The sequence below is a fragment of the Streptomyces kryoterrae genome (assembly GCF_054072135.1).
Map to the genome: position 1 here is coordinate 2775236 of NZ_CM133358.1, position 25548 is coordinate 2800783.

A 25548-nucleotide genomic window follows, 5' to 3' on the forward strand; every position below is an offset into this window, starting at 1 on the left:
ACGGGCGTCTCCCCGTGGGCCCGGCCTACGATGATCCCCGAGTCATCGATCAGCCGATCACCCGCGTCCCGCCGACCGTCGCACGATCCGGGGCGCCGTTCCCGGGGAGGAACCCTTGAGCGACCACCACCAGCCTGTCGCAGCCGCCGCCCATGACCCGCACGCCTTCATCGCCGGGCTGCCCAAGGCCGAACTGCACGTCCACCACGTCGGCTCCGCCTCCCCCCGGATCGTGTCGCAGCTGGCCGCCCGCCACCCCGACTCCCAGGTGCCCACCGACCCCGAGGCACTGGCGGACTTCTTCACGTTCACGGACTTCGCCCACTTCATCAAGGTGTACCTGTCCGTCGTGGACCTCATCCGCACGCCCGAGGACGTACGGCTGCTGACGTACGAGATCGCCCGGGACATGGCCCGGCAGCAGGTCCGGTACGCCGAGCTGACCATCACCCCGTTCTCCTCCGTCCGCCGCGGCATCGACGCGCGCGCCTTCATGGACGCGATCGAGGACGCCCGGAAGTCGGCCGAGGCCGAGTTCGGGACCGTCCTGCGCTGGTGCTTCGACATCCCGGGCGAGGCCGGCCTCGAAGCTGCCGAGGAGACCGTGCGGCTCGCCACCGACGACCGGGTGCGCCCGGAGGGGCTGGTCTCGTTCGGGCTCGGCGGGCCCGAGATCGGCGTACCCAGGCCGCAGTTCAAGCCGTACTTCGACCGGGCGATCGCCGCCGGGCTGCGGTCGGTGCCGCACGCGGGCGAGACCACCGGCCCGGAGACGGTCTGGGACGCGCTGAACCACCTGCGAGCGGAACGCATCGGGCACGGGACGAGTTCCGCGCAGGACCCCGTACTGCTCGCGCACCTCGCCGAGCAGCGGATCGCCCTGGAGGTCTGCCCGACCTCCAACATCGCCACGCGCGCGGTCCGTACGCTCGACGAGCACCCCATCAGGGAGTTCGTGCGGGCCGGCGTCCTCGTCACGATCAACTCCGACGACCCGCCGATGTTCGGCACCGACCTCAACAGCGAGTACGCGGTCGCCGCCCGGCTGCTGGACCTCGACGAGTGGGGGCTCGCCGACCTCGCCAAGAACGCCGTCGAGGCCTCCTTCCTCGACCCGGCGGGCAAGGCCGCGCTGGCCGCCGAGATCGACACGTACACCTCGACACGGCTCGCCCCCTGAGAAACACCACCGGCCCCGCCCACGCACAATGGGCCCATGCAGAACGTGACCGCCGTGGCCCATCGCGGCGACCCCTACCGCGTCCGTGAGAACACGGCCGACTCACTGCGTTCCGCGCTCGACCGGGGCGCGGACGCGGTCGAGATCGACGTACGGCTCACCCTGGACGGCGTACCCGTGCTGCTGCACGACGCGACGCTGAAGCGGCTGTGGGAGCGGGACCGGCCGCTGGCCGTGCTGTCGGCGGCCGAGGTCCGCGGGCTGACGGAGGGCGGGGTGCCGACGCTCGCGGAGGCGCTGGCCGTGACCGAGGGCAGCCGGGTGATGATCGATCTGCCGGGGTCGCCCGACGCGCGGGCGGTACGGCGGGTGACGGACGTGGTCCGGGAGTGCGCGGCGGAGGAACGCGTGTACTACTGCGCGGACGCCCCGGCGATGCTCGCGGTGCGCGCGGTCGACCCGTCCGCCGAGATCGCCCTGACCTGGAAGAGCGTCGCACCGCCGCGCCCCGCCCTGCTCGCGGCGGTACGCCCGCGCTGGCTCAACTACCGCTTCACCCTGGTCGACCGGAGGCTCGTGGCGCGGGTGCACCGCGACGGTCACCTGCTGTCGGTGTGGACTCCGGACACCCGCCGTTCCATCCGGCGGCTGCTGGACGCCGGCGTCGACTCGGTCACCACCAACCGGATCGACACGTTGTGCGCGCTGCGCAAAGGGTGACGCGGCTCGCCTGCTGATCGCTCCCTACACGCGGGACTCCTGAGCCACGGTCGCCGGATCGGCCGGGGTCTCGCGGGTGACGTACTGCGGGACGGGGGTGTCGTCCTTGCCGGTGTCGCGGACCAGGCCGTAGCGGGTGGCGCCCTCGGGGGGTCCGCCGGTGACGTCGGCCTCCACGTTGTCCCAGGTCGTCGGGAAGACGTTCAGGCCGTAGTCGGCGCCCCGTTCGTTCACGGTGAGGGTGACGCTGCCGTCGACGTAGAAGTACTCGTTCTGCCACATCTGCTGGGTGCCGGCCGGCGGGACGGCGTACCCGGTGGTCGAGTTGCCCATGCCGGTGGCGGAACTGTCGGTGGCGCTGACCCGGTCGTCCATCCGGCGGCCACCGCCCGAGGCCACGTGGAAGAGCCTGCCCTTCAGGCCGGTCCAGGTCGGCATGACCAGGCTGCCGGCCCGGTACTGCGGCGAGATCTGCCAGCGCACGAGGACATAGCCCTGGCCGGTGAGCGTCACGCTGTCCCCGCGGTGGTTCATGGTGGCGTGCGCGCCGCCGGTGCTGGTGATCCCGGCCTCGGGCCGGTGCGGAAGGGCGGCGGGCCGCGCGTTCGGGTCGGGCGCCGTGTCGACGGCGTCGACAACCGTGCCGTACGGGGCCGACTTCGGCCGCGTCGCCGACGGGGTGGGAGTGGGCGAGGCGGAGGGTGAGGGGGAAAAGGTGGGAGAGGGGGACGCCGACGGGGACCGGGGCGGGGAGGTGACGGGCGCCTGGGGCTGGGGGCGGGCCGTGGGGGCCGCGACGGCCGGCGGCGGGGCCTTGGCGGGGTAGGTCATGACGTACGCACCGCCCGCGACGATCGTCGCCCCGGCGCTCAGGGCGACGGCCGGTTTGGCCAGGGCGCCGAGCACCTTGCCCGACCAGCCGACGGAGGCGCCGGTGGTGGCGGCCACGGCCGTCTTGCCGCCGAAGGCCAGCGACAGGGTGAGGCCGACGGGCAGCGGGACGAGCGCGATGCCGACCAGGAGCCGTTCCGCCGGTACGACGACCGCCTCGCCGGGGCTCGCGCAGTACGCGCACCCCCTGATGTGCCGGGCCAGCCGCTTGCGCCACACGGAGTCCGGGTCGCCGTCCCAGCGGGCGGTCAGTTCCCGCAGGTCGGGGCAGGCACCATCGAGCGCCCGTACGATTCCGCGCGAGGCCTCCAGACGTTCCTTCATCCGCTGGACGCGTACGGCGGCGTGCTGCCTGCTGATCCCGACGGCGGCTGCCAGCTCACGCCGGGTGAGTTCGCCCGCGACCTCCAGCCACCACAGGGACAGCAGTTGCCGGTCCTCGTCGTCGAGCCAGCGCACCGCTTCCGCGACCTCGCGGCGCTGGCCCTCCAACTGGAGCCTCAGCACGGTGAGTTCGGCGAAGTCGGCGGCGCCGTCGGCGGTCTCGTCACGCAGGGCGTCGGTCGTACGGCGGCGGGCGCGGTCCCGGATCTGCCGCATCGCGATAGCGACGAGCCACGACCGGAAGCTGTCCGGGTCGCGCAGGGAGCCGAGGTTGTCGACGGCCCGCAGCATGGTCTCCTGCACGACGTCGTCCACGTCCGCGTGACCGTTCAGGGCCCGGCCGACGATGTTGTAGACCAACGGCAGCCAGCCCGCGACCAGCTCGTCCAGCGCCCGCCGGTCACCGGCCTGCGCCGCAGCGATGGTGGAACTCCACTGGCGCCCGTCCACAAAAGCCCTTTCTCGTATGTGTGTGCACCTTACGTCGCGCTGTTGCACACCGGTTCATCCGCCAGGTCGCCCGAGGAGACGGTTCGGGGGCGCCGCCGATAACAGTTTTCGCCCCCTGCCCACAGCTGCCTACCGCCGCCCACAGCACGGGCCCTAGGTGCGAACCCCGACAAGATCCGGATGCGGTACGCCCGTTGCCCCCAGGCAGGGACCAGGGTCGGCGTCCTCCTCGACGACGATCCACGTCAGCCCGTAAGGATCAAGGATGTGAGCATCAACACCAGCCGCCACCAGCAGGAGAAGCCGATGCACATGCGCACACGTACCGCGGCCCGCGCCACAGCCCTCGCGACCGTCCTCACCCTCACCCTCGCCCTGCCCGCCGGCGCCCTTGCCGCTCCCCCGTCGGCCGCCTCCGACCCGGCGACCGCGCGGGGCAAGGCGCCGGACGCGGAGGCGCTGCGGGCCGCGCTCACCGGATTACCGAACGCGGACGCGACGGGGGCTCTCGTACGGGTCGGAGGCACCGGCGGCGTCTGGCGCGGGAGCGCTGGGGTGCACGACCTGGCGAGCGGGCGGGCGGCGGACCCGGAGGCGCGTTTCCGGGTCGGATCGACGACGAAGGCGGTCACGGCTGCGGTCGTGCTCCAACTCGCGGCGGAGGGCAGGGTGGACCTCGGCCGACCGGCCCGGCACTACCTTCCGGACCTGATCCCCAGCACGTACGAACATGTGACCCTGCGCCAGCTGCTGAACCACACCAGTGGCATCCCGGCCGCCGACGGCGTCGGAACGACCTTCGAGGAGTGGTACGCGCACCGCTTCGACCTCCACTCGCCCCGCGAGATGGTCGCCGACGCCACCGCCAGGAAGCCCGAGTTCGCCCCGGGCACCGACCAGCACTACCTCAACATCAACTACACCGTGCTCGGACTGCTGATCGAGCGGATCACCGGCCACTCGTACGAACAGGAGACGGCCCGCCGGGTCTTCGCCCCACTGGGAATGCGCGACAGCTACTTCCCCGGCACCGACCCGGACATCCGGGGCCCGCACAACCACGGTTACCAGGCCGTGGCGCGCGCGGACGGCACGACGGAGTTCCGTGACGTCACGGTGTGGGGCACCACGGACAGTTGGGCGGCGGGCGCCATGATCTCCACGACGGCCGACCTGGAACGGTTTCTGACCGCCCTGTTCCGCGGGCGGGTCGTGCCGCGACCGCAGTTGGAGGAGATGTTCACGCTTCCGGCCGGCGTGCCCGGCGCCACGATGAGCGCGGGCCTCCAGCGGTATGTCACCCCCGACGGCACGGAGGTGTGGCTGAAGTCGGGCGGCCGGTGGGGCTACAACACGGTCATCGCGGCCACCCGCGACCTGTCCCGCACCCTCGTCTACAGCGTCAACTCGACCGACGCGAAGGGCCAGGGCATGAACCCCGTCGCCGCACGCATCGCGGAGGCGGCCTTCACACCGTGACGTGGGCCGCGCTCGACGACCCGGAGGTTGCGTACGGGGTCGCGGCAGGGCCCCGTAGAAGGCGAGCCGGTCCGACACAAGACGGACCGCACCGCCGATTCTGGAGTCTGCACACTGTTGCTCGCGGTGACCGTCCACCACGACGACACCGACAGCACCGGCGGCTCGCCCTCGGCGGCTCCTACGCCTCGGGCCCGTGTGTCACCGTGGCCAGTGCCCTGCGCCTGTCCGCCGCGTAACTCACCAGGGTCTTTCTGTCGCTCGCCGTCAACAGGCCCTTCTCTACCGCCCCTTGCACGTCCCGGACGGCTTCGGACAGCCCCGTCTCGACCTGGCAGTCCGCGTCGGCGCGCGCCGTCCCGATCTCGTCGCGGCCGAGCGCACGCAGGGCATTCTCATCCGACGCGGCCTCGCGCAGGCGGGAGTCGATGGCCTTCCGGGGAGCCTGGAGATCCTTCGCCGGATGCCCCGCCTTCGTCATGCACGAGGACCAGCGCCGGACGGCGGCACGGTAGCCGGAGTCCGCTTCGACGGCACCGATCACCCGGTTCGCCAGTCCCACGGTGACGGGAGCCACCGTGTTCCAGTCCGCCCCGTAGAGCTCGGTGCGTGCCCGGGCGACACAGCCGTCGGTGGAGTACTCCAGGCTGACACCGTCGGGCAGCCGCAGGCTCACCCGATGCGCCTGTGTTCCGGTCAGGGCCTGCTGCCAGGCCGTCTTGCGGGGTTCGTCGGCCGGAACCGGGGTGGACCGCTGGTACAGGTACTCACCGACGATCCCGTACCCGTCCTGGGCCGCCTTCTCCGAGGTGAGCAGCCCGTAGGGGTTGGTCTCCTCGCCGCGCGCGGATGCGGTCCGGGGCTGTGCCGTGTACTTCTGGCCGCGGGAGCTCATACAGACGGCGACGGCACGTTCCTCACGGTCGTGCAGGCGTACGGCATCGGCGTAGGTGAACGCGGTGGCGCCCGACAGGGGACGGACGTCGAGTGCCACGGGCCCACGGCCGGGCTCCCCCTCGGGGGAGCAACCGGCCGCGGTCAGCACAAGGAGCACCGTGAGAAGTGTCCGCCGCGCCGTGGATGTGCTCACACGCACCAGTCGTTCGAGGCGACGTTGTGCCAGTACACGGTGTTCGCCAGGGAGCCGTTGTAGTAGCCCCGGGCGAGCACGTAGCTGGAGCCCGTGTAGCCCGTGCCCGAGTAGATACGGACGTTGCAGTTGTTGCCGTTGTTGTACAGCGACTCGGCGTTGTTGAACTTGTTGTACTGCAGAAGGTTCGAGTTGTCGCCGTAGACCACACCGGGGTCGCCCGCGCCATTGACTCCGAGGTAGGCGCACAGCCCTCCGGAGGGACAGTCCGACAGCGCCGCGTTCGCGGGAACGGCGGTGATGAGCGCGCCGGTGGTGGCCAGAGCCACACTTCCCAGGGCGATGCCGGCCTTGGCCAGGATTCGCTTCATTCTCGGTGATCCTCCATCACTCAAGGTGCCGCCCACGGGCGGAAGTTCGTCCGTGGCGCAGCGTGTTGCCATGAACACGATGGAGGGGGGAGGTGGTCTGGAAGCTTGCGTAAACCTTGCCTCGCAGGTGGCCAGGTGGTTGGGTGACGCCCGGTGGGAGACGGGCGCACGCGGGTCGGGCAGGGGAGGCGGCGTGACGGGTTTTCGGCTGCTGGGGCCAGTGGAGTTGTGGGTGTCGGGCCGTCCGGTGGATCTGGGCCCCGCCAAACGGCGTACGGTCCTGGCGGCACTGTTGGTGGACGCGGGCCGCTGGGTGGCGGTCGACACCCTGATCGACCGGGTCTGGAGCGAGGAACCGCCCGCGCAGGTGCGCGCCACGCTCTACGCCCACATCGCCCGTATCCGCCGTGTCCTCATGGACACGACCCCGCATCTCTCCGGCGGCAGCACCGGCCCACCCACCGCGCCGTCGTTGCTACGCGGCTCGGGAGGCTACCGGCTCGACATCACGCCGGACCTGGTCGACGCGCACCGTTTCCGGAGCCTGGTCACGCGGGCCCGTCAGACCGACGCCTCCGACGCGGTGCGGGTGGCGACGCTGCGGGAAGCGATGGGCCTGTGGCAGGGCAAGGCGCTGGCCGGACTGCCTGGTGACTGGGCGGCACGCACCCGGGAGAGCTGGCTGCACCAGCGTATCGACGCCGTCCTGGCCTGGGCGGACGCCGAACTCCGCGTCGGCGGTCACGTCGTGGTGGTCGACACGCTGTCCGCCCTCGTCGCCGAGCACCCGCTGGTCGAGCCGCTCGCCGTGGTGCTGATGCGGGCGCTGCACGCCGCCGGGCGCGCCCCGGAGGCACTCGCCTGCTATGCCGCCCTGCGCAAACGGCTGTCCGACGAACTCGGCGCCGTCCCGGGAGCCGAGGCCCGGCAGGAACACCAGGCGATCCTCAGCGGGAAAACCGCCACACCGGCCGTCCACCACACACCGCCCGGCACCGGGGCCGGCATCGGGCGTGTCAGAGTCGTTCCCGCGCAACTCCCCATGGACGCAGCGGGGTTCACGGGCCGCGAGGAGGAACTCGCCCGGCTGGAGAAGGTCCTGGGCGCGGCTGCGGAGCGGCCGACCGCAGTGGTCGTCTCGGCGGTGTCCGGGACGGCGGGTGTGGGCAAGACGGCCCTGGTGGTGCACTGGGCGCAGCGAGCCCGGGACCGGTTCCCGGACGGCCAGCTGTATGTGAACCTGCGCGGCTACGACCCCGACCGGCCCATGACCGCCCCCGAGGCACTGGTCCGTTTCCTGACCGCGCTCGGGGTGTCCGGGCAGGACATCCCGCTGGAGGCGGACGAGCGGGCGGCGCGCTACCGCACCGCGGTCGCGGGCCGGCGCATGCTGATCGTGCTCGACAACGCCGCCACCGTCGAGCAGGTCCGTCCGCTGCTGCCCGGCACCGGCTCCTGTGCGGTGCTGGTGACCAGCCGCGACAGCCTGGCCGGGCTGGTCGCACGGGAGGGTGCCCACCGCCTCGACCTCGACCTGCTGCCCGCCGACGCCGCCCACACCCTGTTGCGCCGGCTCGTCGGTTCCCGCGCGGAAGCCGAACCCGACGCCGTCGACGCCCTCGCCGCGCAATGCGCCCGACTGCCCCTTGCCCTGCGGGTCGCCGCGGAACTCGCCGTCGCCCGCCCCGCCACGCCGCTGACCGACCTCGTCACCGAACTCGCCGACCAGCAGCGGCGACTGGATCTCCTCGACGCGGACGGCGACCCTCGGGCCGCCGTCGCGGTGGTGTTCTCCTGGTCGCTGCGACAGCTGCCGGCGGACGCTGCGCGTACGTTCCGGCTGCTCGGCCTGCATCCCGGCCCCGACCTCGACGCCCACGCCGCCGCCGCGCTGACCGACAGCGACCTGGCGGACACCCGCCGTGCCCTCGATGTCCTCGCCCGCGCCCATCTGGTCCAGCCCGTGGACACCGCCAGGTACGGCATGCACGACCTGCTGCGCGCCTACGCCACCCGCCTCGCCACGGCCGAGGACGCGCCGGAGGCCCGCGAGGCGGCGCTCGACCGGCTCTTCGACCACTACCTCGCCACCTCGGCCGCCGCCATGAGCTGCCTCCACCCGGCCGAGGCTCACTTACGGCCCGCCGTTCCCGAGCCCGCCACCCCCGTTCCCGACCTGTCCGATCCCGACGCCGCGCGCGCCTGGCTGAACGCCGAGCGAACGTGTCTCACGGCGGTGTCCGCCCACACCGCCACCCACGGCCGGCCCACCCACGCCATCCGGCTCTCCCTCACCCTGTACCGCTACCTCATCAGCGGCCATCACACCGACGGCCTCACGATGCACGGCCACGCCCGGGACGCCGCTCGCCTGATCGCCGACCCGGCGAGCGAGGCCAGGGCGCTGCTGGGCCTCGGCACCGCCTACTGGCAACTGGCCCGGCACGAACCGGCACGCCGGCATCTCCAGGAGGCGCTGACCTTGTTCCGCCAAGCCGGCGACCCGACCGGCCAGGCCCGGGCCCTGGTCAACCTCGGCCTCGTCGACGAACGGCTGGGCCGCCTCCTGTCGGCCGTCGAGTACCTCGAACAGGCTCTGGTGCTGTACCGGAGCGTCGACGACCGGTCGGGCGAAGCGCTCGCCCTCAAGGACCTCGCCAGCGTCGAGGGGCAGCTGGGCCGCTACGGACAGGCCGCCGACCATCTCCGGCAGGCCCTGGCCCTGCTCCGTCTGACCGGCAACCGATACGTGGAGGCCCATGCGCTCAACGACCTCGGCACGGTCGAGGCGCGACTCGGCCTTCTCGGGTCGGCCGCCCGCAACCAGGAGCGGGCCCTGGCCCTGCTCCGGGAAATCGGCGACAGGTACGGAGAAGCCGGGGTGCTGCACAGCCTCGGCACCCTCCACACCCAGCGTGACCAGCACGCACAGGCCGCCGAGTGCCACCGGCAGGCGCTCACCATCTACTGCCAGAACGGCGACCGGGACGGCCAGGCCAGGGCGCTCAACGGGCTCGGCGAGGCCGCCCGTGCCGCCGGCCGCCCCACCGACGCCCTCGCCCACCACACCGACGCCCTCGCCATCGCCGAGGACATCGGCAGCCCGGGCCAGCAGGCCCGCGCCCACAGCGGCCTCGGCGACGCCCAGCACGCTCTCGGCGACACCGACCCCGCCGTCTGCCGCTACGAGCGGGCGCTCGCCCTCTACACCGAACTCGGTATGCCCGATGCCGACGCCATCAGGACGAGGCTGGCCACGGGGACCGGTCCCCGCCCGTAGCCCCGGTTCCCGGGTCCACGGGGAAGCAGTACGGCCCCGCACGGAGAACTCCCGAAGGACTCCCGCCCGGGGCCGCGCGCGCCACAGCCGATCCCTAGCCGCCGAGCGACGTCATCACATGCTTGATCCGCGTGTAGTCGTCGAACCCGTACCCCGAGAGGTCCTTGCCGTAGCCGGACTTCTTGAAGCCGCCGTGGGGCATCTCCGCGACCAGCGGGATGTGGGTGTTGATCCACACACAGCCGAAGTCCAGGACCTTCGACATCCGCATCGCGCGCGAGTGGTCCTTCGTCCACACGGACGACGCGAGGGCGTAGTCCACGCCGTTGGCCCACTCCACGGCCTGCGCCTCGTCCGAGAAGGCCTGGACGGTGATGACCGGGCCGAAGACCTCGTTCTGGATGATCTCGTCGTCCTGCTTCAGGCCCGACACGACGGTCGCGGCGTAGAAGTAGCCCTTCTCGCCGACCCGGTGACCGCCCGCCTCGACCTTGGCGTGGGCGGGCAGCCGCTCGATGAAGCCGGAGACCTGCTTCAGCTGGTTCGGGTTGTTGAGCGGCCCGTACAGCACGTCCTCGTCGTCCGGCTGCCCGGTCTTCGTCTCGGCGGCGGCCTTGGCGAGCGCGGCGACGAACTCGTCGTGGATGGACTCCTGGACGAGGACGCGCGTGGCCGCCGTACAGTCCTGGCCCGCGTTGAAGAAGCCCGCGACCGAGATGTCCTCGACGGCCTTGGCGATGTCGGTGTCCTCGAAGACGACCACCGGCGCCTTGCCGCCCAGCTCCAGGTGGACCCGCTTGAGGTCCTTCGACGCCGACTCGGCGACCTGCATACCGGCCCGCACCGAACCGGTGATCGACGCCATCGCCGGAGTCGGGTGCTCGACCATCAGCCGGCCGGTGTCACGGTCCCCGGTGATGACGTTGAAGACGCCCTTGGGCAGGATCGAACCGATGATCTCCGCCATGAGAACCGTGGACGCGGGCGTCGTGTCGGACGGCTTGAGCACCACGGTGTTGCCGGCCGCGATCGCCGGGGCGAACTTCCAGACGGCCATCATCATCGGGTAGTTCCAGGGCGCGACCTGCGCGCAGACACCGATCGGCTCGCGCCGGACGATCGACGTCATGCCGTCCATGTACTCGCCGGCACTGCGCCCCTCCAGCATCCGGGCCATGCCCGCGAAGAAGCGGATCTGGTCCACCATCGGCGGGATCTCCTCGGACCGGGTGAGCCCGATCGGCTTGCCGGTGTTCTCCACCTCGGCCGCGATGAGTTCCTCGGCGCGCTCCTCGAACGCGTCCGCGATCTTCAGGAGGTGCTTCTGCCGCTCGGCCGGGGTCTTGTCGCGCCAGGCGGGGAAGGCGGCGGCCGCGGCGGCCATGGCGGCGTCGACGTCCGGCTGCCCGGACAGCGGCGCGGTCGCGTACGCCTCGCCCGTCACGGGGTTGACCACCTCGGTGGTCCGCCCGTCGGCGGCGTCCCGGAACTCACCATCGATGTAGTTGCGCAGACGACGCAGCTCGGTGCTCACTGCCGGCCCTCCAGATTCGGGTGTCCATTGACTGAGACACCCACCCTATTCCGCACCCCGACGTTTTCAACACCCCCGATCCCCCTCAAGCTGCGAAATCCGCAAGACAAGCGTCCATGAACAACGAATTTCATCGATCGAGCCTTGCGAAACCGTCGACTCCTCGTGCACAGTGAGCGCGTGGCCAGTCGAAGCGCAGAGCACAGGGACTCCCGCGAGTCCAGGAACGGCACCCCCCAGCTGGACGCCGTCTCCCTCGCCATCATCGAACAGCTCCAGGAGGACGGCCGCCGGCCCTACGCGGCGATCGGCAAGGCGGTGGGCCTCTCCGAGGCGGCCGTGCGCCAGCGCGTCCAGAAGCTGCTCGACCAGGGCGTGATGCAGATCGTCGCCGTCACGGACCCGCTCACCGTGGGCTTCCGCAGACAGGCGATGGTCGGCGTCAACGTCGACGGCGACCTGGAGCCCGTGGCCGACGGGCTGAGCGCCATGCCGGAAGTCGAGTACGTGGTGATGACCGCGGGCTCGTTCGACATCCTCGCCGAGATCGTCTGCGAGGACGACGACCACCTGCTGGACGTCATCAACAAACGCATACGGGCCCTGCCCGGCGTGCGCTCCACCGAAAGCTTCGTCTACCTCAAGCTCAAGAAGCAGACCTACATGTGGGGAACCCGATAACCGTGACGACCACCGACAACCCCAGCTCCAGCCCCAAGGACCTCAGCCGCACCGCGTACGACCACCTGTGGATGCACTTCACCCGCATGTCGTCGTACGAGAACGCCCCCGTCCCGACGATCGTCCGGGGTGAGGGCACCTACATCTTCGACGACAAGGGCAAGCGCTACCTCGACGGTCTCGCGGGGCTGTTCGTGGTCCAGGCCGGCCACGGCCGCGTCGAGCTCGCCGAGGCCGCGTTCAAGCAGGCGCAGGAGCTGGCGTTCTTCCCGGTGTGGTCGTACGCCCACCCGAAGGCGGTGGAGCTGGCGGAACGGCTGGCGAACTACGCGCCCGGTGACCTCAACAAGGTCTTCTTCACGACCGGTGGCGGCGAGGCAGTCGAGACCGCCTGGAAGCTCGCCAAGCAGTACTTCAAGCTGGTCGGCAAGCCCACCAAGTACAAGGTCATCTCACGCGCGGTCGCCTACCACGGCACTCCGCAGGGCGCCCTGTCCATCACCGGCCTGCCGGCCTTGAAGGCCCCCTTCGAGCCGCTGGTCCCGGGCGCCCACAAGGTCCCGAACACCAACATCTACCGCGCCCCGATCCACGGCGACGACCCGGAGGCGTACGGCCGCTGGGCCGCCGACCAGATCGAGCAGGAGATCCTCTTCGAGGGCGCGGACACGGTCGCCGCAGTCTTCCTGGAGCCGGTCCAGAACGCGGGCGGCTGCTTCCCGCCCCCGCCGGGCTACTTCCAGCGGGTCCGCGAGATCTGCGACCGCCACGACGTCCTGCTCGTCTCGGACGAGGTCATCTGCGCCTTCGGCCGCCTCGGCACGATGTTCGCCTGCGACAAGTTCGACTACGTACCGGACATGATCACCTGCGCCAAGGGCATGACCTCGGGCTACTCCCCGATCGGCGCGTGCATCATCTCGGACCGCCTCGCCGAGCCGTTCTACCAGGGCGACAACACCTTCCTGCACGGCTACACCTTCGGCGGCCACCCGGTGTCGGCGGCGGTCGGCCTCGCCAACCTCGACCTGTTCGAGCGCGAGGGCCTCAACCAGCATGTGCTGGACAACGAGGGCGCGTTCCGTTCGACCCTGGAGAAACTGCACGACCTGCCGATCGTCGGTGACGTCCGCGGCAACGGCTTCTTCTACGGCATCGAGCTGGTCAAGGACAAGACGACCAAGGAGTCCTTCGACGCGGACGAGACGGAACGTATCCTCTACGGCTTCCTCTCCAAGGCCCTCTTCGAGAACGGCCTGTACTGCCGCGCCGACGACCGCGGCGACCCGGTCGTCCAGCTCGCCCCGCCGCTGATCTCGACCCAGGAGACGTTCGACGAGATCGAGCAGATCCTGCGCGCGACCCTGACGGAGGCGTGGACGAAGCTGTAGCCTCCGGCGGTTCAGCCGCTCGTCCCAGCCGCTCGTCACGGCCCGGGGTTGCACCCATACAAGTGAGAAGGGCGCACCCCGGGCCGCGTGCTGTCCGGGGTGCACGCCCAGGATCCTTAGCGTGCCTGGTAACCGATCGGCCCTGCTTTCGTTCCCCCGCACGGGGGACTGCAAGGCACAACGGACCAGAACGAGGTGTACGCGATGGTGGCCCCGCCGGACAACGACGTGCTCTGGGCACGCGCCCTGCACTTCCAGCACAACGACGGCTCGCCCGCGCTGAGCGGCGTCTCGCTCGGTGTCCGGGAGGGCGAGATCCTCGCCGTCAGCGGCCCGCGCGGCAGCGGAAAGACGACCCTGCTGCGCTGTCTCTCCGGCCTGGTACGACCGCTGCGGGGCGAGGTCTGGTTCAACAGCGTGCCGGTGCACACGATGGGCCCCCTCGCCCGTGAACGGCTGCGCCGCGACCGGTTCGGCTGGATCGACCCGGCCCCGGTCCTCGTACCGGAACTGAACGTCTGGGAGAACGCGGCCCTGCCCCTCATGCTGCGCGGCACGAGCCGCCGGCGTGCCAAGACGGCGGCCCTGGAGTGGCTGGAGCGCCTGGACATCGGCGACCGGGCCCGCAAACGCCCGCACGAGCTGCGTCAGTCCGAACGCCAGCGCGTATCGATCGCGCGGGCACTGGCCCCGGCCCCCACGGTCCTCTTCGCGGACGAGCCGACGGCGCCCCTCTACCGGGCGGACCGGGCCCAGGTACTGCGGACGTTGACGACGGCGGCCCGCTCGCACGGCATCACGGTGGTCCTCGCGACGCACGACGCGGACACGGCGGCGCTGGCGGACCGCACGGTCTCGCTGCTCGACGGGCGGCGTGTGAACACCGTCCACCTGCCCCCGGTCGCCGAGCCCGGCACGGAGACCGGCACCGGGACCGGCACCGACGCGGAAGGCCGGGCCGCGTGCTCGCTCTCCGTCTAGCCCGCGGCGCCCACCCGGGCGTCCAGTTCCGCCGGCTGCTGGTCGCGACGGCGTCGGCGGCCACGGGGTTCCTCCTCCTGGGCACCCTCGGCCACGCCCTCGCCCACCAGGACACCCCGGGCGGCTCGGCCCTGCGTCTGGCCTGGTGCGTGGCCCCTCTGGCGGCCACGGTCTATTTCGCGGTGACGGTGGCCCGCACGGACCCCGGCACGAGACCGCGCCCCGGCCTGTCGGCGATCGGCCTGGGCCCGGGCCGTCTGATGGCCGTCTCGGCCACGACAACAGCCCTGTCCTGCACCCTGGGTTCGATGCTGGCCCTGCTGTTCTTCCTCCACCTGCGGGGCGACCTGACGGGCATGCCGTTCGACGGCGACGCGGCGGACTTCCTGGCCGCGGACCACCCCCTCCCCCTCCCGGCCGCCCTGACCCTGCTGACCCTGGTACCGGTGGCGGCGTCGATCGCGGTCGCCCTGGTCCTGCGCCCCCGGGACGCCCGTCCGACGCCGGGCGACAACGCGCGCCTGTACGGCCGCTTCGGGCGCCACGCCGCGGGCGCCGGCACGCGGCCTCGGGGCAGTCGTGCAGCCGGGGCAGGGCCCGTCCCACAGCGAGGCGGCACCCCGCGAGCGCCGGACAACGCGACCGACCCGTCAGCACCAACCCCGGGCACCCCTGACACCCCCGCCCAGGACCCCGACCTCACCACCACCGACCCGCACCCCCTCCCCTCCCCCCGCCTGCCTCCCCGGGACCTCCCCTGGGGCATCGCCGTACTGGCGGCCGGCCTCGCCGTGGAGGCCTACGCCGCCCGCGCCCCCCACACCCGCCTCGCGATGCCCGGCGGAGCCACCGGCAGCCCCGCCGCCGTACTCGTCGGCTGGACCCTCACCGCCCTGGGCCTCGCCCTGGCCGGCCCCGGCCTCACCCACCTCTGCGGACGTCTGCTCCAGGCCGTCCGCCCCGGCGCCCTCCGCCTTCTCGCCGGCCGCGTCCTCATGGAGGAGGCGACCCGCATCGGCCGCCCCCTGGGCGTCGTCTGCGCGGTGGCGTCGGGCGCGTACGCCATGATCGTGCTGTACTACGACGCCGCCGACGCCCCGTCCCTCGGCCCCCTGACCACCCTGGGCGCCCTGGTCGTGGCGGGCTGCGCCGTCGCCACGCTTCTCACAGCCGCCGCCGAGGCCCGGCACGCCCGCGCGGACACCACCGCGGCCCTGGTCCGCCTGGGCGCACCGGCCACGACACTGCGCACCGCCGCCGGCCTCCGCGCTGCCGCCCTCCTCGCCCTGTTCGCCCCGCTGACCCTCCTGATCGCGGAGCTGGCGGCACTGCCGCTGACCGCCTGAACCCCGAGCGGAACCCCGAACACGACCTGCGGGAAAACCCGTACGGAAACTCGTACGAACAAATTCCGCGTCCACCGATGAGTTCCGCCCGACCCCCGGGTCTACCCCATCGAACAACACCACACCGACCGGGAGAGACCCTCATGAGCGAGTACCAGCAGATGATCTTCGTGAACCTGGCCGTCAGCGATGTCGCCGCCTCGAAGAAGTTCTTCACCGAACTCGGGTACACGATCAACCCGCAGTTCACGACCGACGACTGCGCCTGTGTCGTGATCAGCGACACCATCATCGCGATGCTGCTGAGCAAGCCGCGCTACTCCGACTTCACGAAGAAGGAGATCGCGGACTCCACGAAGACCAGCGAGGTCCTCATCTGTCTGAGCGCCGAGAGCCGCGCGAAGGTCGACGAACTGGTCGACGGGGCGCTCGCGGCGGGCGGCAGCGAACCGCGCGACGCGCAGGACTACGGCCAGATGTACGGCCGTGCGTTCGACGACCTCGACGGCCACACCTGGGAGGTCATGTGGATGGACCCGACGGCCGTCCAGAGCTAAGGCCCGACCGGCGAATCATGTCGGAGACGCGGGGTTGCTGTGACATCAGCCGCTCCGCGGCGGGCGCCCGTGTTCGTTCGGTGCCGCAGATATCCTCCAACCTGATTCGCCGGACAGGCCCTGACCCGACCGTGCTTACATGGGCGGGTGCAGACGAGCCCCGCCCATGCGGCCCACCACGACGACCGTGAGATCGAGACGCTCCAGGAGTTCGACGCGACCGTCTCTGCGCGCGGCACCCTCGCCGGATTCCGCGTCCAGGCCGTCGATCTGACGGACCGTACGAGGGAGTTGCTGACCAGCGACACCGCGGGCGCCGTCTTCCTCGGCTGCCCGATGCGCCCCGACGCGACGGCCAAGGTCCGCGCGGACGGCGCCCTGGTCTTCCCGCCCCTCCCGGACCTGCCCTTCGACCCGTACCGCGGCCATCTCTACTCGCCGGACGAGTTGTTCGCCGGGCTCGACAAGGGCTACGAGCGGACACCGGACGCCCTCGGATACGCCTGGTTCCAGCGCACGAAGGCCGACGGCGACATCTTCGCCTCGATGCTGCGCTCCGTCCACGATGACGCAGTCTCCGACGCCCTCGACGAACTCCTGCGCGCGACGCAGGTCGTGGGGGTGATGGGGGGTCACGCGATGGCACGCGGCACGCAGGCGTACGCCGGTGCCGCGCGCCTGGGGCGCGAGCTGACCCGCGCCGGGTTCACGGTGGCCACGGGCGGCGGCCCGGGCGCCATGGAGGCGGCGAACCTCGGCGCGTACGCGGCCCCCTTCGACGACACCATGCTCGACGAGGCGTGCGAACTCCTCGCCGGGGCACCGTCGTTCACGCCCTCGATCACCGACTGGGCGCGCGCCGCCTTCGAGGTCCGCGCCCGCTGGCCCCACGGGGGCGGCTCGGTGGGCATCCCGACCTGGTTCTACGGGCACGAGCCGCCGAACGCCTTCGCCTCGCACATCGCCAAGTACTTCGCCAACGCCACCCGCGAGGACGGTCTGCTGGCCCGCTCGAACTCGGGCATCGTCTTCCTGCCGGGCGCCGCCGGGACCGTACAGGAGATCTTCGACAACGCGACCCCGAACTACTACGAGTCGCGCGGTGAGCCGACACCCATGGTGCTGGTGGACCGTGCCCACTGGACCGAACGGCTGCCCGCCTGGCCGTTGCTCCAGTCGCTGGCACGGGCGCGGGCGATGGAGGACAGAATCGCCCTGGTCGACCGTATTGAGGACGCTCCGGAGGCTTTGAAACGCCTCGCTGGTTAACGGGTAGGTAAAACCAATAGCTGGAGCCTGCATACAGATTGACATTTCTTATGCTGCGCTTATAAACCTGTGAGACTCCAGGGGGTGATGAGGTGATGAGGTCTCTTCACTCCCCCCACCCCCCTCAGTTGCGCATCCCGTGAAGGGCAATCGTGTCCATATCTCGCCGTACCGCACATTCCGTGCGAATTCTCGGTGTTGCCTCCGCCTCGGCCGCGCTCGCGCTGGGCGTCGCGGGCAACGCGTTCGCCTGCAACATCAGTGAGTTCTCCGCCGTCGCCAAGTGCGACGGCGAAAAGGGCGTCATCAGCGTCACCGACAAGGACCCGTCGGGCACCCCCGCCACGGTCACCGTCTTCCTGGGCGAGAAGCTCATCGGCACCCAGGACGTCGTGGGCAGCCGCGAGGGCGTCACGGTCGACTTCGCGGAGGACTGGGCGCCGAACACGACGTACCGCGTTCACGTCAAGGCCGGCAAGCAGGTCGACGAGGACATCGCGTCGGGCGTGAACACTCCGGACGAGGCCTGCACGCCGGAGTCGACCCCGACGCCGACCCCGTCCGCTTCGCAGCCGGAGGAGTCCGCCACCCCGACTCCGTCGGCCTCGGAGCCCGAGGAGTCCGCCACCCCGACTCCGTCGGCCTCCGAGAGCACCCCGGGTGCCCCTGCGAGCAGCGTTCCGACGCCCGCGGGCGGCAGCTCCAACCTCGCCGAGACCGGCGCCAGCTCGAACACCGGTGTGATCGCCGGCATCGCGGCTGCCCTGGTCGCCGTCGGCGGTGGCGCTGTCTTCTTCGGCCTGCGCCGTCGTGGGGCGTCCAGCAACAGCTGACGTTCCACTCGCCGTATCCGCAGTACCCGGCTCTACGTTGTGGCCCGTCCCCGGATCAGGGGGCGGGCCACTCCGCTGTCACCGTCACCCGAAGGTGGCCCGCGCCAGCCAGAACTCCAGCAGCTCACGGTCCCCGAGGATCTCCAACCGTGGGCTGTCCAGCGGCAGTCGGCGGTAGAACGCGAGCATGACGTCGGTGAGCGGGCCGCGCAGGGCGACCGTCGCCTTCTCATGGCCGCGCCGCCAGACGAGACCGTCCTCGGCAAGCTCGACAAGCCTCCCCCACGCTTCGCCCGGGGGGACCCCCATCTCGCTTCGCTCGGCGTTCAACTCGGGCCCGGTGTCCGTGGCATGGAGATGGATGCTGCGCCCCGGCCCGCGGAGTTCGTTCGCCGGGTCGGCCGGGTCGGCCCGCTGCGCGAACTCGACGATCTGCAGCCATTCCTCGATCGCGTCGGCGGCGATGTCCGGAGCGACCTCGTACGGCAGCCCGGCAGCGAGCGTCGCGTCCGCGCGGTGGACGGTGACTTCGTGGGCCATCCGGCGCGCCCAGAACCCCGAGTCGTGGATCTCGGCCCACGACCACACCTTGGTGTCGGGCCCGGCCTCACGCAGGGTGCCGACCAGCTGCTCACCGGTCTCGGCGAGCCAGGCATCCAGCGCGGCCGGGTCGCCCGTCGGCTCCGGGCCACCGCCCAGCGGTACCTGATCCTCCTCGACATCCGCCTGGGCCCGCGTACGCACCAGCAGTTCCACCCAGCGCAGGGCACCCCCGGTATGCCGTACGAGCTCCTCCAGCGACCAGTCCGGGCAGGTCGGCACGGTCACGGACAGATCGGCGCCGGAGGTCACCACCGCCCTCAACTGCCCGACCTGGTAGGCGATTTCATCGCAATAGCGGTCATGTGAGAGTGTCGTCATGCCCGGAACCCTATTACCGCGCCTTCAACCCACGCCTGGGCATTTTCAGCCCGTCGGCATCTTCGCCCGTCCGGCATCTTCAGCCCGTCCGGCGTTTGAGGACGAGCGCGTTCAGCGCGAAGGGGGGTCTGGGGGCGCAGCCCCCAGGGATGGGACGGGCAGGGGCGGCGGGGGCGAGAACAGCGGACCCCTCACCCGAGCACGACAACCTCGGCCGCATCGAAGGCCACTCCGACCTCACCCCCCGCCTCCGGCGCCTCCCGCAGCGCGCACGCGGCCTCCAACCGGGGCGCGTCCTCGGGCTGGAGCCGCACGGCGACATGCGTACCCCGAAAGGTGCGCGCGGCCACCGTGCAGCGCAGCCCCTCGGCAGCGGGCACCAGACGCACACCGGCGGGCCGTACGAGCAGCGTGCGCACCCCCTGTTCGGTCCCCTCGGGGACCGGCACCTTGCCCCAGGGGGTGTCCGCGACCTGCCCGGTCACCGTCGCCTCGATGACGTTGTCGAAGCCGAGGAAGCGCGCCACGAACTCGTCGGCTGGGCGCTGCCAGACGTCAAGCGGCGTGCCGGACTGGGCGATTCGGCCGTCGCGCATCACGATCACCCGGTCGGCGAGGGCGAAGGCCTCGCCCTGGTCGTGGGTGACGGCGAGCACGGTGGTGCCCAACCGGCCGAAGAGCTCCCGGAGTTCGACGACGAGCCGCTCGCGCAGCGAGCGGTCCAGCTGGCCGAGCGGTTCGTCGAGCATCAGCAGCCGGGGGCGGGGCGCGAGGGCGCGGGCGAGCGCGACGCGCTGCTGTTCCCCGCCGGAGAGCGCGGCCACGGCACGCCCAGCGGCGCCCGGCAGCCCGACCAGCTCAAGCAACTCCCTTACCCGTACGTCCTGTTGTCCCTTGGGCACGTGGTGCATACGCAGTCCGAAGGCGACGTTGCCACCGACGTCCCGCTGCGGGAACAGCTGGTGGTCCTGGAACATCAGGCCGACCTCACGCTTGTGCGCGGGCACCCCGGCGAGGTCCCGGCCGTCGAGCAACACCCGCCCCGCGTCCAGGGGTTGGAGCCCGGCGACCGCCCGCAGCAGCGTCGATTTTCCGCTGCCGCTGGGTCCGAGCACGCACACGATCTCGTGCTCGGCGACGTCGAGGCCGACGCCGTCGAGCACGGCCCGCGCCCCGAACCGTACGGTCGCTCCGTCGAGACTGAGCATGGTCAGAACTCCCCGGTCCGGTCGGTCCGCAGCCGCTCCAGCACGAGCAGGGCCACCGCGCACACCACCATCAAGATCGTCGAAAGGGCCATGGCCTGGCCGTAGTTGAGGTCACCGGGGCGGCCCAGCAAGCGGGCCACGGCGACCGGCAGGGTCGGGTTGTCGGGCCGGGCGATGAACACCGTCGCCCCGAACTCGCCCAGCGACACGGCGAACGCGAACCCGGCCGCGACCAGCAACGCCCGCCGCACGATAGGCAGATCGACTTCGCGCCAGACCCGCCAGGGCGAGGCCCCGAGCACGGCCGCCGCCTCCCGCAACCGCCCGTCCACGGCCCGCAGCACCGGCAGCATGGTCCGCACCACGAACGGCACCCCGACCAGCGCCTGGGCCAGCGGTACGAGGATCCAGCTGCCGCGCAGATCCAGCGGCGGCTCGTCGAGTGCGATGAGGAACCCGAACCCGACGGTCACCGCCGACACCCCGAGCGGCAGCATCAACAGCGCGTCGAACCCCCGTACGACCCGCCCGGCATCGCGGCGGGTCAGCGCCACGGCGGCCAGCGACCCGACGACGACGGCGATGCCGGTGGCGGCAAGGGCGTACTGGAGCGAGTTCCCGACGGCGGCGATCGGCGCCACCAGGAAGATGCCGGAGTCGTCGCGGGTGAGCGCCCTGTAGTAGCCGAGGCCGGCACCGCCGGGCGTGGCGAACGACCGCTGCACGAGCACGGCCAGCGGCAGCACCAGCAGGACGGCGATGCTGACCAGCACCCCGCCGAGCAGCGCCCACTGGCTGCGGCCGCGCGGCCGGCGCGCGGTGCTCTCCGGCGCCACGAGCCGCAGCACGCTCTCCCGCCGCCGTACCGTGCGGGCGTGCACGGCGAGAACCGCCCCCACCGCCAGGAACTGGACGATGGTCAGCACGGCGGCCGTACCAAGGTCGAAGATCTCCGAGGTCTGGCGGTAGATCTCCACTTCGAGGGTGGCGAAGGTCGGTCCGCCGAGAATCTGGACCACGCCGAAGGAGGTGAAGGTGAAGAGGAAGACCATGAGCGCGGCGGCTGCGACGGCGGGCGCGAGGGCGGGCAGGGTGACCTGCCGCCAGGCCACGAACCGCGAGGCCCCGAGCACTCGGGCGGCCTCCTCCTGCCGTGGGTCGAGCTGCGCCCAGAGCCCGCCGACGGTCCGTACGACGACGGCGTAGTTGAAGAAGACGTGCGCGAGCAGGATCGCCCACACGGTCGTGTCCAGCCGTACGCCCCACAGCTCGTCGAGCAGCCCGCCGCGTCCGACCAGTGCCAGGAACGCCGTACCGACGACGACGGTCGGCAGCACGAACGGCACGGTCACCACGGCCCGCAGAATCTGCTTGCCCCTGAAATCGAAGCGCGCGAAGACATACGCGCCGGGGAGCGCGATCAACAGCGTGAGCGTGGTGGACGCGAGCGCCTGCCAGATGGTGAACCAGAGGACGTGCCGGATGCCGGAGTCCCCCAGCACGTCCCCCAGCTGCCCCAGTCGCCAGACCCCGTCGATGTGCAGGCCGCGCGCGACGATCGCGGCGACGGGATAGGCGAAGAAGAGCGCGAAGAAGGCGACGGGCAGCGCGAGCAGGGCCCCGCGCAGGACGGCACCCTGCCCACGAGCGACCACATGGGCCGTTTCGGCTTCTTCGACCACTTCGGTTACTTCAGTACGAGCGATGTCCACGACTTGACCCACTGGTCACGGTGTTCGGCGATCCTCGCGGGGTCCATGGTCTCGGGGTCCTTGGCCTGCGGCCCGAACTCGGTGAACTCGGCGGGCACCTTGGCGCCCTCCCGCACGGGATACACGAACATGTTGAGCGGCATGTCCTCCTGGAAGGACCTGCCGACGAGGAAGTCGAGCAGCGCCTTGCCGCCCTCGCTGTTCCCGGCGTTGCTCAGCAGCCCGGCGTACTCGATCTGCCGGAAGCAGGTCCCGGTCGCGACGCCGGTCGGAGCGGTGGCCGGCTTCGGGTCGGCGAAGATCACCTCGGCGGGCGGCGAGGAGGCGTACGAGACGACGAGCGGCCGGTCGGCCTTGGCCTTCTTCCCGCCGGCCGACCCGGAGAACTCCTCGTTGTACGCCTGCTCCCAGCCGTCGACGACCTTCACACCGTTCGCCTTGAGCTTCGTCCAGTACTCGGCCCAGCCGTCGTCGCCGTACCTGGCGGCGCTGCCGAGCAGGAACCCGAGGCCGGGCGAGGAGGTGGAGGCGTTCTCGGTGACGAGGAGATCCTTGTAGGCGGGCTTGACCAGATCGTCGAAGGACTCGGGCGGGGTCAGCTTGTGCTCGCTGAACCAGGCCTTGTCGTAGTTGACGCAGATGTCGCCGGTGTCGATCGGCGTGACCCGGTGCTTGCTCTCGTCGGTCCGGTACGCGGGCAGGATCGCGTCGGCGTCCTTCACCTCGTACGACTGGAACAGCCCGTTGTCGAGCGCGCGGGAGAGCAGGGTGTTGTCGACGCCGAAGAGGACATCGCCCTGCGGGTTGTCCATGGTCAGGATCGCCTTGTTGACGGCCTGCCCGGCGTCGCCGTCCTTGAGGACCTTGACGGTGTACCCGGACTGCTTCTCGAAGGCGGCGAGGACGCTCTTCGACACGGCCCACGAGTCATGGCTGACGAGGGTGACGGTCTTGGATTCGGCCGCCGACCCGCTGCCGCCGTCCTCCGACCCGCACGCGGACAACGTGACAAGCCCGAGCCCGACGGCCAGGGCCGTGACCTGCTTGGTGATGCTCACTAAATTCTTCCTCCTGGGATGACCAGGAAGAGACGCGGCCCTGCCCGGGACCCCGTGAAGGGTTCCGGGCAGGGCGCAACAGCTTGAGTGATGACCGAACTTCCTACCCAGAATGACCTGGGCGAGGTTCAGAGGGTCTGCGGTCTGTCCCGCACTCTCAGCGCTGTGGCGCTCCCCTGTCGGAATATGAAGATATGTAGGTACGGCGTAAGCCTACCGCTCGGTGGCCGCCAGCTGTCCGCACGCCCCGTCGATCTCCTGCCCCCGGGTGTCCCGAACGGTGACGGGCACTCCGTGCGCGGCGATGGCCTCGACGAACGCCTTCTCGTCCTCGGGCCGCGAGGCGGTCCACTTGGACCCCGGAGTCGGGTTCAGCGGGATCAGGTTGACGTGCACGGGCTTACCCCTGAGCAGCCGCCCGAGGCGGTCACCGCGCCAGGCCTGGTCGTTGATGTCCCGGATCAGCGCGTACTCGATGGACAGCCGACGTCCCGACTTCGCCGCGTACTCCCACCCGGCGTCCAGGACCTCCCGGACCCTCCACCGCGTGTTGACGGGGACGAGGGTGTCGCGCAGCTCGTCGTCGGGCGCGTGCAGGGAGATGGCGAGCCGGCACTTGAAGCCCTCGTCGGAGAACCGGTTGATGGCCGGCACCAGCCCGACGGTCGAGACGGTGATCCCACGCTGCGACAGCCCCATTCCGTCCGGCGCGGGGTCGGTCAGGGCACGGATGGCGCCGACGACGCGCTTGTAGTTGGCGAGGGGCTCGCCCATGCCCATGAAGACGATGTTGGAGAGCCGCGCGGGGCCACCGGGGATCTCCCCGTCCCGAAGCGCGCGCATCCCGTCCACGATCTGGTGCACGATCTCGGCGGTGGACAGATTCCGGTCCAGGCCGGCCTGCCCGGTCGCGCAGAACGGGCAGTTCATCCCGCACCCCGCCTGCGAGCTGATGCACATGGTCACCCGGTCCGGGTACCGCATGAGCACCGACTCGACGAGCGTCCCGTCGACCATCCGCCACAAGGTCTTACGGGTGGTGTCCTGGTCGGTCGACAGATGGCGGACGACCGTCATCAGCTCCGGAAGCAGCGCCTCCTGGAGCTTGGCGCGCGAGGCGGCCGGGATGTCCGTCCACGCGGCCGGGTCGTGCGCGAACCGCGCGAAGTAGTGCTGCGAGAGCTGCTTGGCGCGAAACGGCTTCTCACCGACCGCGGCAACGGCCTCTTTACGCTCAGCGGGCGTGAGATCGGCAAGGTGCCGCGGCGGCTTCTGGGCTCCGCGCGGGGCGACGAATGTGAGTTCTCCGGGCTTAGGCATGGCCATACCAGTGTCGCAGACATCCGGACACCCCCTCACCGCCCTGTGGACAACGTCCGGAGCAGGTGGAAAAGCCCAGCTCAGCGCGTTCTGTACATACTCACCTGGGCGCCGCAGCCATCACCCCCCTCAGCTGCGTCACCTCCCGCTCCAGCTCGCGGTAGTGGTCACTGACCTTGCGTCGGGCCGTCGGTGTGACACGGCCCCCGTCCAGTTCGGTCAGCCGGTCGCCCAGGGCGATGAGGTCCGTCTGCCAGGCGTGCCAGCCGTCGGCGCCCTGGGCTGCGGCCAGCTCGTCCTGGGCCGCGCGCAGGGCCGCGTGGGCTCCCTGGCGCAGGGGAAGCAGGTCGGCGCGCAGCCGTTCGGTGCGCTCGCGGAGATAGGCGAAGGACTCGCCGAAGCCGGCGAACGTCTCCCCCAGCTCGGTCATCGACCTGGTGTGTTCCCCGAGCGCCGCCAGCCAGGGCACGGCCGCCTCGGCACCGTTCTCCGCCGCCGCCACCGTCCCGGTACGGATCTCGTCGTAGTGCCGGGAAACGCCTTCCAGGTCGGCGAAGACACTCACCGCGCCGTTCGTCTGCTCACGGATGGTGTCCGAGGGCAGGCCGTCGCCCTGATCGAGCAGCGCCTCGATCCGCGCCAGCTCGCCCCGTACCGCTCGTCGCAGCTCCAGCAGGGCCTGATGAGCGGCGTCGGCCGCCTCGACGGGGCCGGCGACGGCTGCCAGCCCCTCGGCCTGCCGCTGGCGTCTGGCACGACTACGTCCCCACATGCACGCCACCCCTTCCGGACAGATCGACCGCACTGAAGTCGATCTTAGGTTCGAAAGGGGTGGTTTCAGGCCGACGTGGGTTTTTCAAAGGAAACCCGGACCGTACTGGAACATTCCGAC

At 71.1% G+C, this 25548-nt stretch carries 21 protein-coding genes; 11 read left to right on the forward strand and 10 right to left on the reverse strand.

Annotated features, from left to right (window positions below):
• The first annotated feature begins 115 nt into the window (after positions 1-115).
• Both ACW4TU_RS11565 and ACW4TU_RS11570 read left to right on the forward strand, forming a co-directional pair.
• A complete protein-coding gene (locus ACW4TU_RS11565; protein ID WP_457427258.1) occupies positions 116-1180 on the forward strand; it encodes an adenosine deaminase in 1065 nt (354 codons plus the stop codon).
• 36 nt (positions 1181-1216) lie between these two features.
• Positions 1217-1900, forward strand: coding sequence for a glycerophosphodiester phosphodiesterase (locus ACW4TU_RS11570; RefSeq protein WP_457427260.1), 684 nt, complete (start codon positions 1217-1219; stop codon positions 1898-1900).
• A gap of 24 nt (positions 1901-1924) precedes the next feature.
• On the opposite strand, the gene ACW4TU_RS11575 is transcribed toward ACW4TU_RS11570, so the two are convergent.
• Positions 1925-3625 (reverse strand): RNA polymerase sigma factor, encoded by a 1701-nt coding sequence (locus tag ACW4TU_RS11575; RefSeq protein ID WP_457427262.1) that lies wholly within the window; start codon positions 3623-3625, stop codon positions 1925-1927.
• 306 nt (positions 3626-3931) lie between these two features.
• Here ACW4TU_RS11575 and ACW4TU_RS11580 point away from each other — a divergent pair, with 306 nt between their 5' ends.
• Positions 3932-5104: a serine hydrolase domain-containing protein gene (locus tag ACW4TU_RS11580; RefSeq protein ID WP_457430041.1), complete on the forward strand. Its 1173-nt coding sequence runs from the start codon at positions 3932-3934 to the stop codon at positions 5102-5104.
• Positions 5105-5285: 181 nt separating this feature from the next.
• Here the strand turns inward: ACW4TU_RS11580 and ACW4TU_RS11585 are convergent, their stop codons facing one another.
• Together ACW4TU_RS11585 and ACW4TU_RS11590 are read right to left on the reverse strand one after the other, a co-directional pair.
• Positions 5286-6158, reverse strand: coding sequence for a hypothetical protein (locus ACW4TU_RS11585; RefSeq protein ID WP_457427264.1), 873 nt, complete (start codon positions 6156-6158; stop codon positions 5286-5288).
• Between the two features lie 32 nt (positions 6159-6190).
• Entirely contained in the window at positions 6191-6565 is a 375-nt protein-coding gene (locus tag ACW4TU_RS11590) for a peptidase inhibitor family I36 protein (protein ID WP_457427266.1), read from the reverse strand.
• Between the two features lie 193 nt (positions 6566-6758).
• On the opposite strand from ACW4TU_RS11590, the gene ACW4TU_RS11595 reads away from it, so the two are divergent.
• Positions 6759-9845: an AfsR/SARP family transcriptional regulator gene (locus ACW4TU_RS11595; protein WP_457427268.1), complete on the forward strand. Its 3087-nt coding sequence runs from the start codon at positions 6759-6761 to the stop codon at positions 9843-9845.
• Between the two features lie 94 nt (positions 9846-9939).
• Here the strand turns inward: ACW4TU_RS11595 and ACW4TU_RS11600 are convergent, their stop codons facing one another.
• On the reverse strand, positions 9940-11379 hold the full coding sequence (locus ACW4TU_RS11600) for a gamma-aminobutyraldehyde dehydrogenase (RefSeq protein WP_457427270.1): 1440 nt from the start codon (positions 11377-11379) through the stop codon (positions 9940-9942).
• 165 nt (positions 11380-11544) lie between these two features.
• Here ACW4TU_RS11600 and ACW4TU_RS11605 point away from each other — a divergent pair, with 165 nt between their 5' ends.
• The 7 genes from ACW4TU_RS11605 (at position 11545) to ACW4TU_RS11635 (ending at position 18437) form a co-directional block, all read left to right on the forward strand.
• A complete protein-coding gene (locus ACW4TU_RS11605; RefSeq protein WP_457427272.1) occupies positions 11545-12060 on the forward strand; it encodes an Lrp/AsnC family transcriptional regulator in 516 nt (171 codons plus the stop codon).
• Entirely contained in the window at positions 12045-13451 is a 1407-nt protein-coding gene (locus tag ACW4TU_RS11610) for an aspartate aminotransferase family protein (protein WP_457427274.1), read from the forward strand. Before ACW4TU_RS11605 ends, ACW4TU_RS11610 begins: the two co-directional genes overlap by 16 nt.
• A gap of 204 nt (positions 13452-13655) precedes the next feature.
• Positions 13656-14432 (forward strand): ABC transporter ATP-binding protein, encoded by a 777-nt coding sequence (locus ACW4TU_RS11615; RefSeq protein ID WP_457427276.1) that lies wholly within the window; start codon positions 13656-13658, stop codon positions 14430-14432.
• The gene (locus ACW4TU_RS11620; protein WP_457427278.1) at positions 14414-15778 is read left to right on the forward strand and encodes a hypothetical protein; all 1365 of its coding nucleotides are present in this window, start codon (positions 14414-14416) and stop codon (positions 15776-15778) included. Before ACW4TU_RS11615 ends, ACW4TU_RS11620 begins: the two co-directional genes overlap by 19 nt.
• Positions 15779-15921: 143 nt before the next feature.
• The gene (locus ACW4TU_RS11625; RefSeq protein ID WP_457427280.1) at positions 15922-16335 is read left to right on the forward strand and encodes a VOC family protein; all 414 of its coding nucleotides are present in this window, start codon (positions 15922-15924) and stop codon (positions 16333-16335) included.
• A 147-nt stretch (positions 16336-16482) separates the two neighbouring features.
• On the forward strand, positions 16483-17604 hold the full coding sequence (locus tag ACW4TU_RS11630; protein WP_457427282.1) for an LOG family protein: 1122 nt from the start codon (positions 16483-16485) through the stop codon (positions 17602-17604).
• 152 nt (positions 17605-17756) lie between these two features.
• Positions 17757-18437: an LAETG motif-containing sortase-dependent surface protein gene (locus tag ACW4TU_RS11635; protein WP_457427284.1), complete on the forward strand. Its 681-nt coding sequence runs from the start codon at positions 17757-17759 to the stop codon at positions 18435-18437.
• A gap of 84 nt (positions 18438-18521) precedes the next feature.
• Here ACW4TU_RS11635 and ACW4TU_RS11640 read toward each other — a convergent pair whose 3' ends face one another.
• The 6 genes from ACW4TU_RS11640 to ACW4TU_RS11665 form a co-directional block, all read right to left on the reverse strand.
• Positions 18522-19358, reverse strand: a complete 837-nt coding sequence (locus ACW4TU_RS11640) for a maleylpyruvate isomerase family mycothiol-dependent enzyme (protein WP_457427286.1) — start codon at positions 19356-19358, stop codon at positions 18522-18524.
• Positions 19359-19549: 191 nt separating this feature from the next.
• The gene (locus ACW4TU_RS11645; protein WP_457427288.1) at positions 19550-20566 is read right to left on the reverse strand and encodes an ABC transporter ATP-binding protein; all 1017 of its coding nucleotides are present in this window, start codon (positions 20564-20566) and stop codon (positions 19550-19552) included.
• 2 nt (positions 20567-20568) lie between these two features.
• Positions 20569-22278 carry an ABC transporter permease gene (locus tag ACW4TU_RS11650; protein WP_457427290.1) on the reverse strand — a complete coding sequence of 570 codons (1710 nt, stop codon included), beginning with the start codon at positions 22276-22278 and terminating at the stop codon, positions 20569-20571.
• Positions 22254-23336, reverse strand: a complete 1083-nt coding sequence (locus ACW4TU_RS11655; protein ID WP_457427292.1) for a thiamine ABC transporter substrate-binding protein — start codon at positions 23334-23336, stop codon at positions 22254-22256. The genes ACW4TU_RS11650 and ACW4TU_RS11655 overlap by 25 nt, the downstream gene beginning before the upstream one ends.
• 213 nt (positions 23337-23549) lie before the next feature.
• A complete protein-coding gene (gene rlmN / locus ACW4TU_RS11660; RefSeq protein ID WP_457427294.1) occupies positions 23550-24656 on the reverse strand; it encodes a dual-specificity RNA methyltransferase RlmN in 1107 nt (368 codons plus the stop codon).
• 100 nt (positions 24657-24756) lie between these two features.
• On the reverse strand, positions 24757-25428 hold the full coding sequence (locus ACW4TU_RS11665; RefSeq protein ID WP_457427296.1) for a hypothetical protein: 672 nt from the start codon (positions 25426-25428) through the stop codon (positions 24757-24759).
• Positions 25429-25548 lie beyond the last annotated feature (120 nt).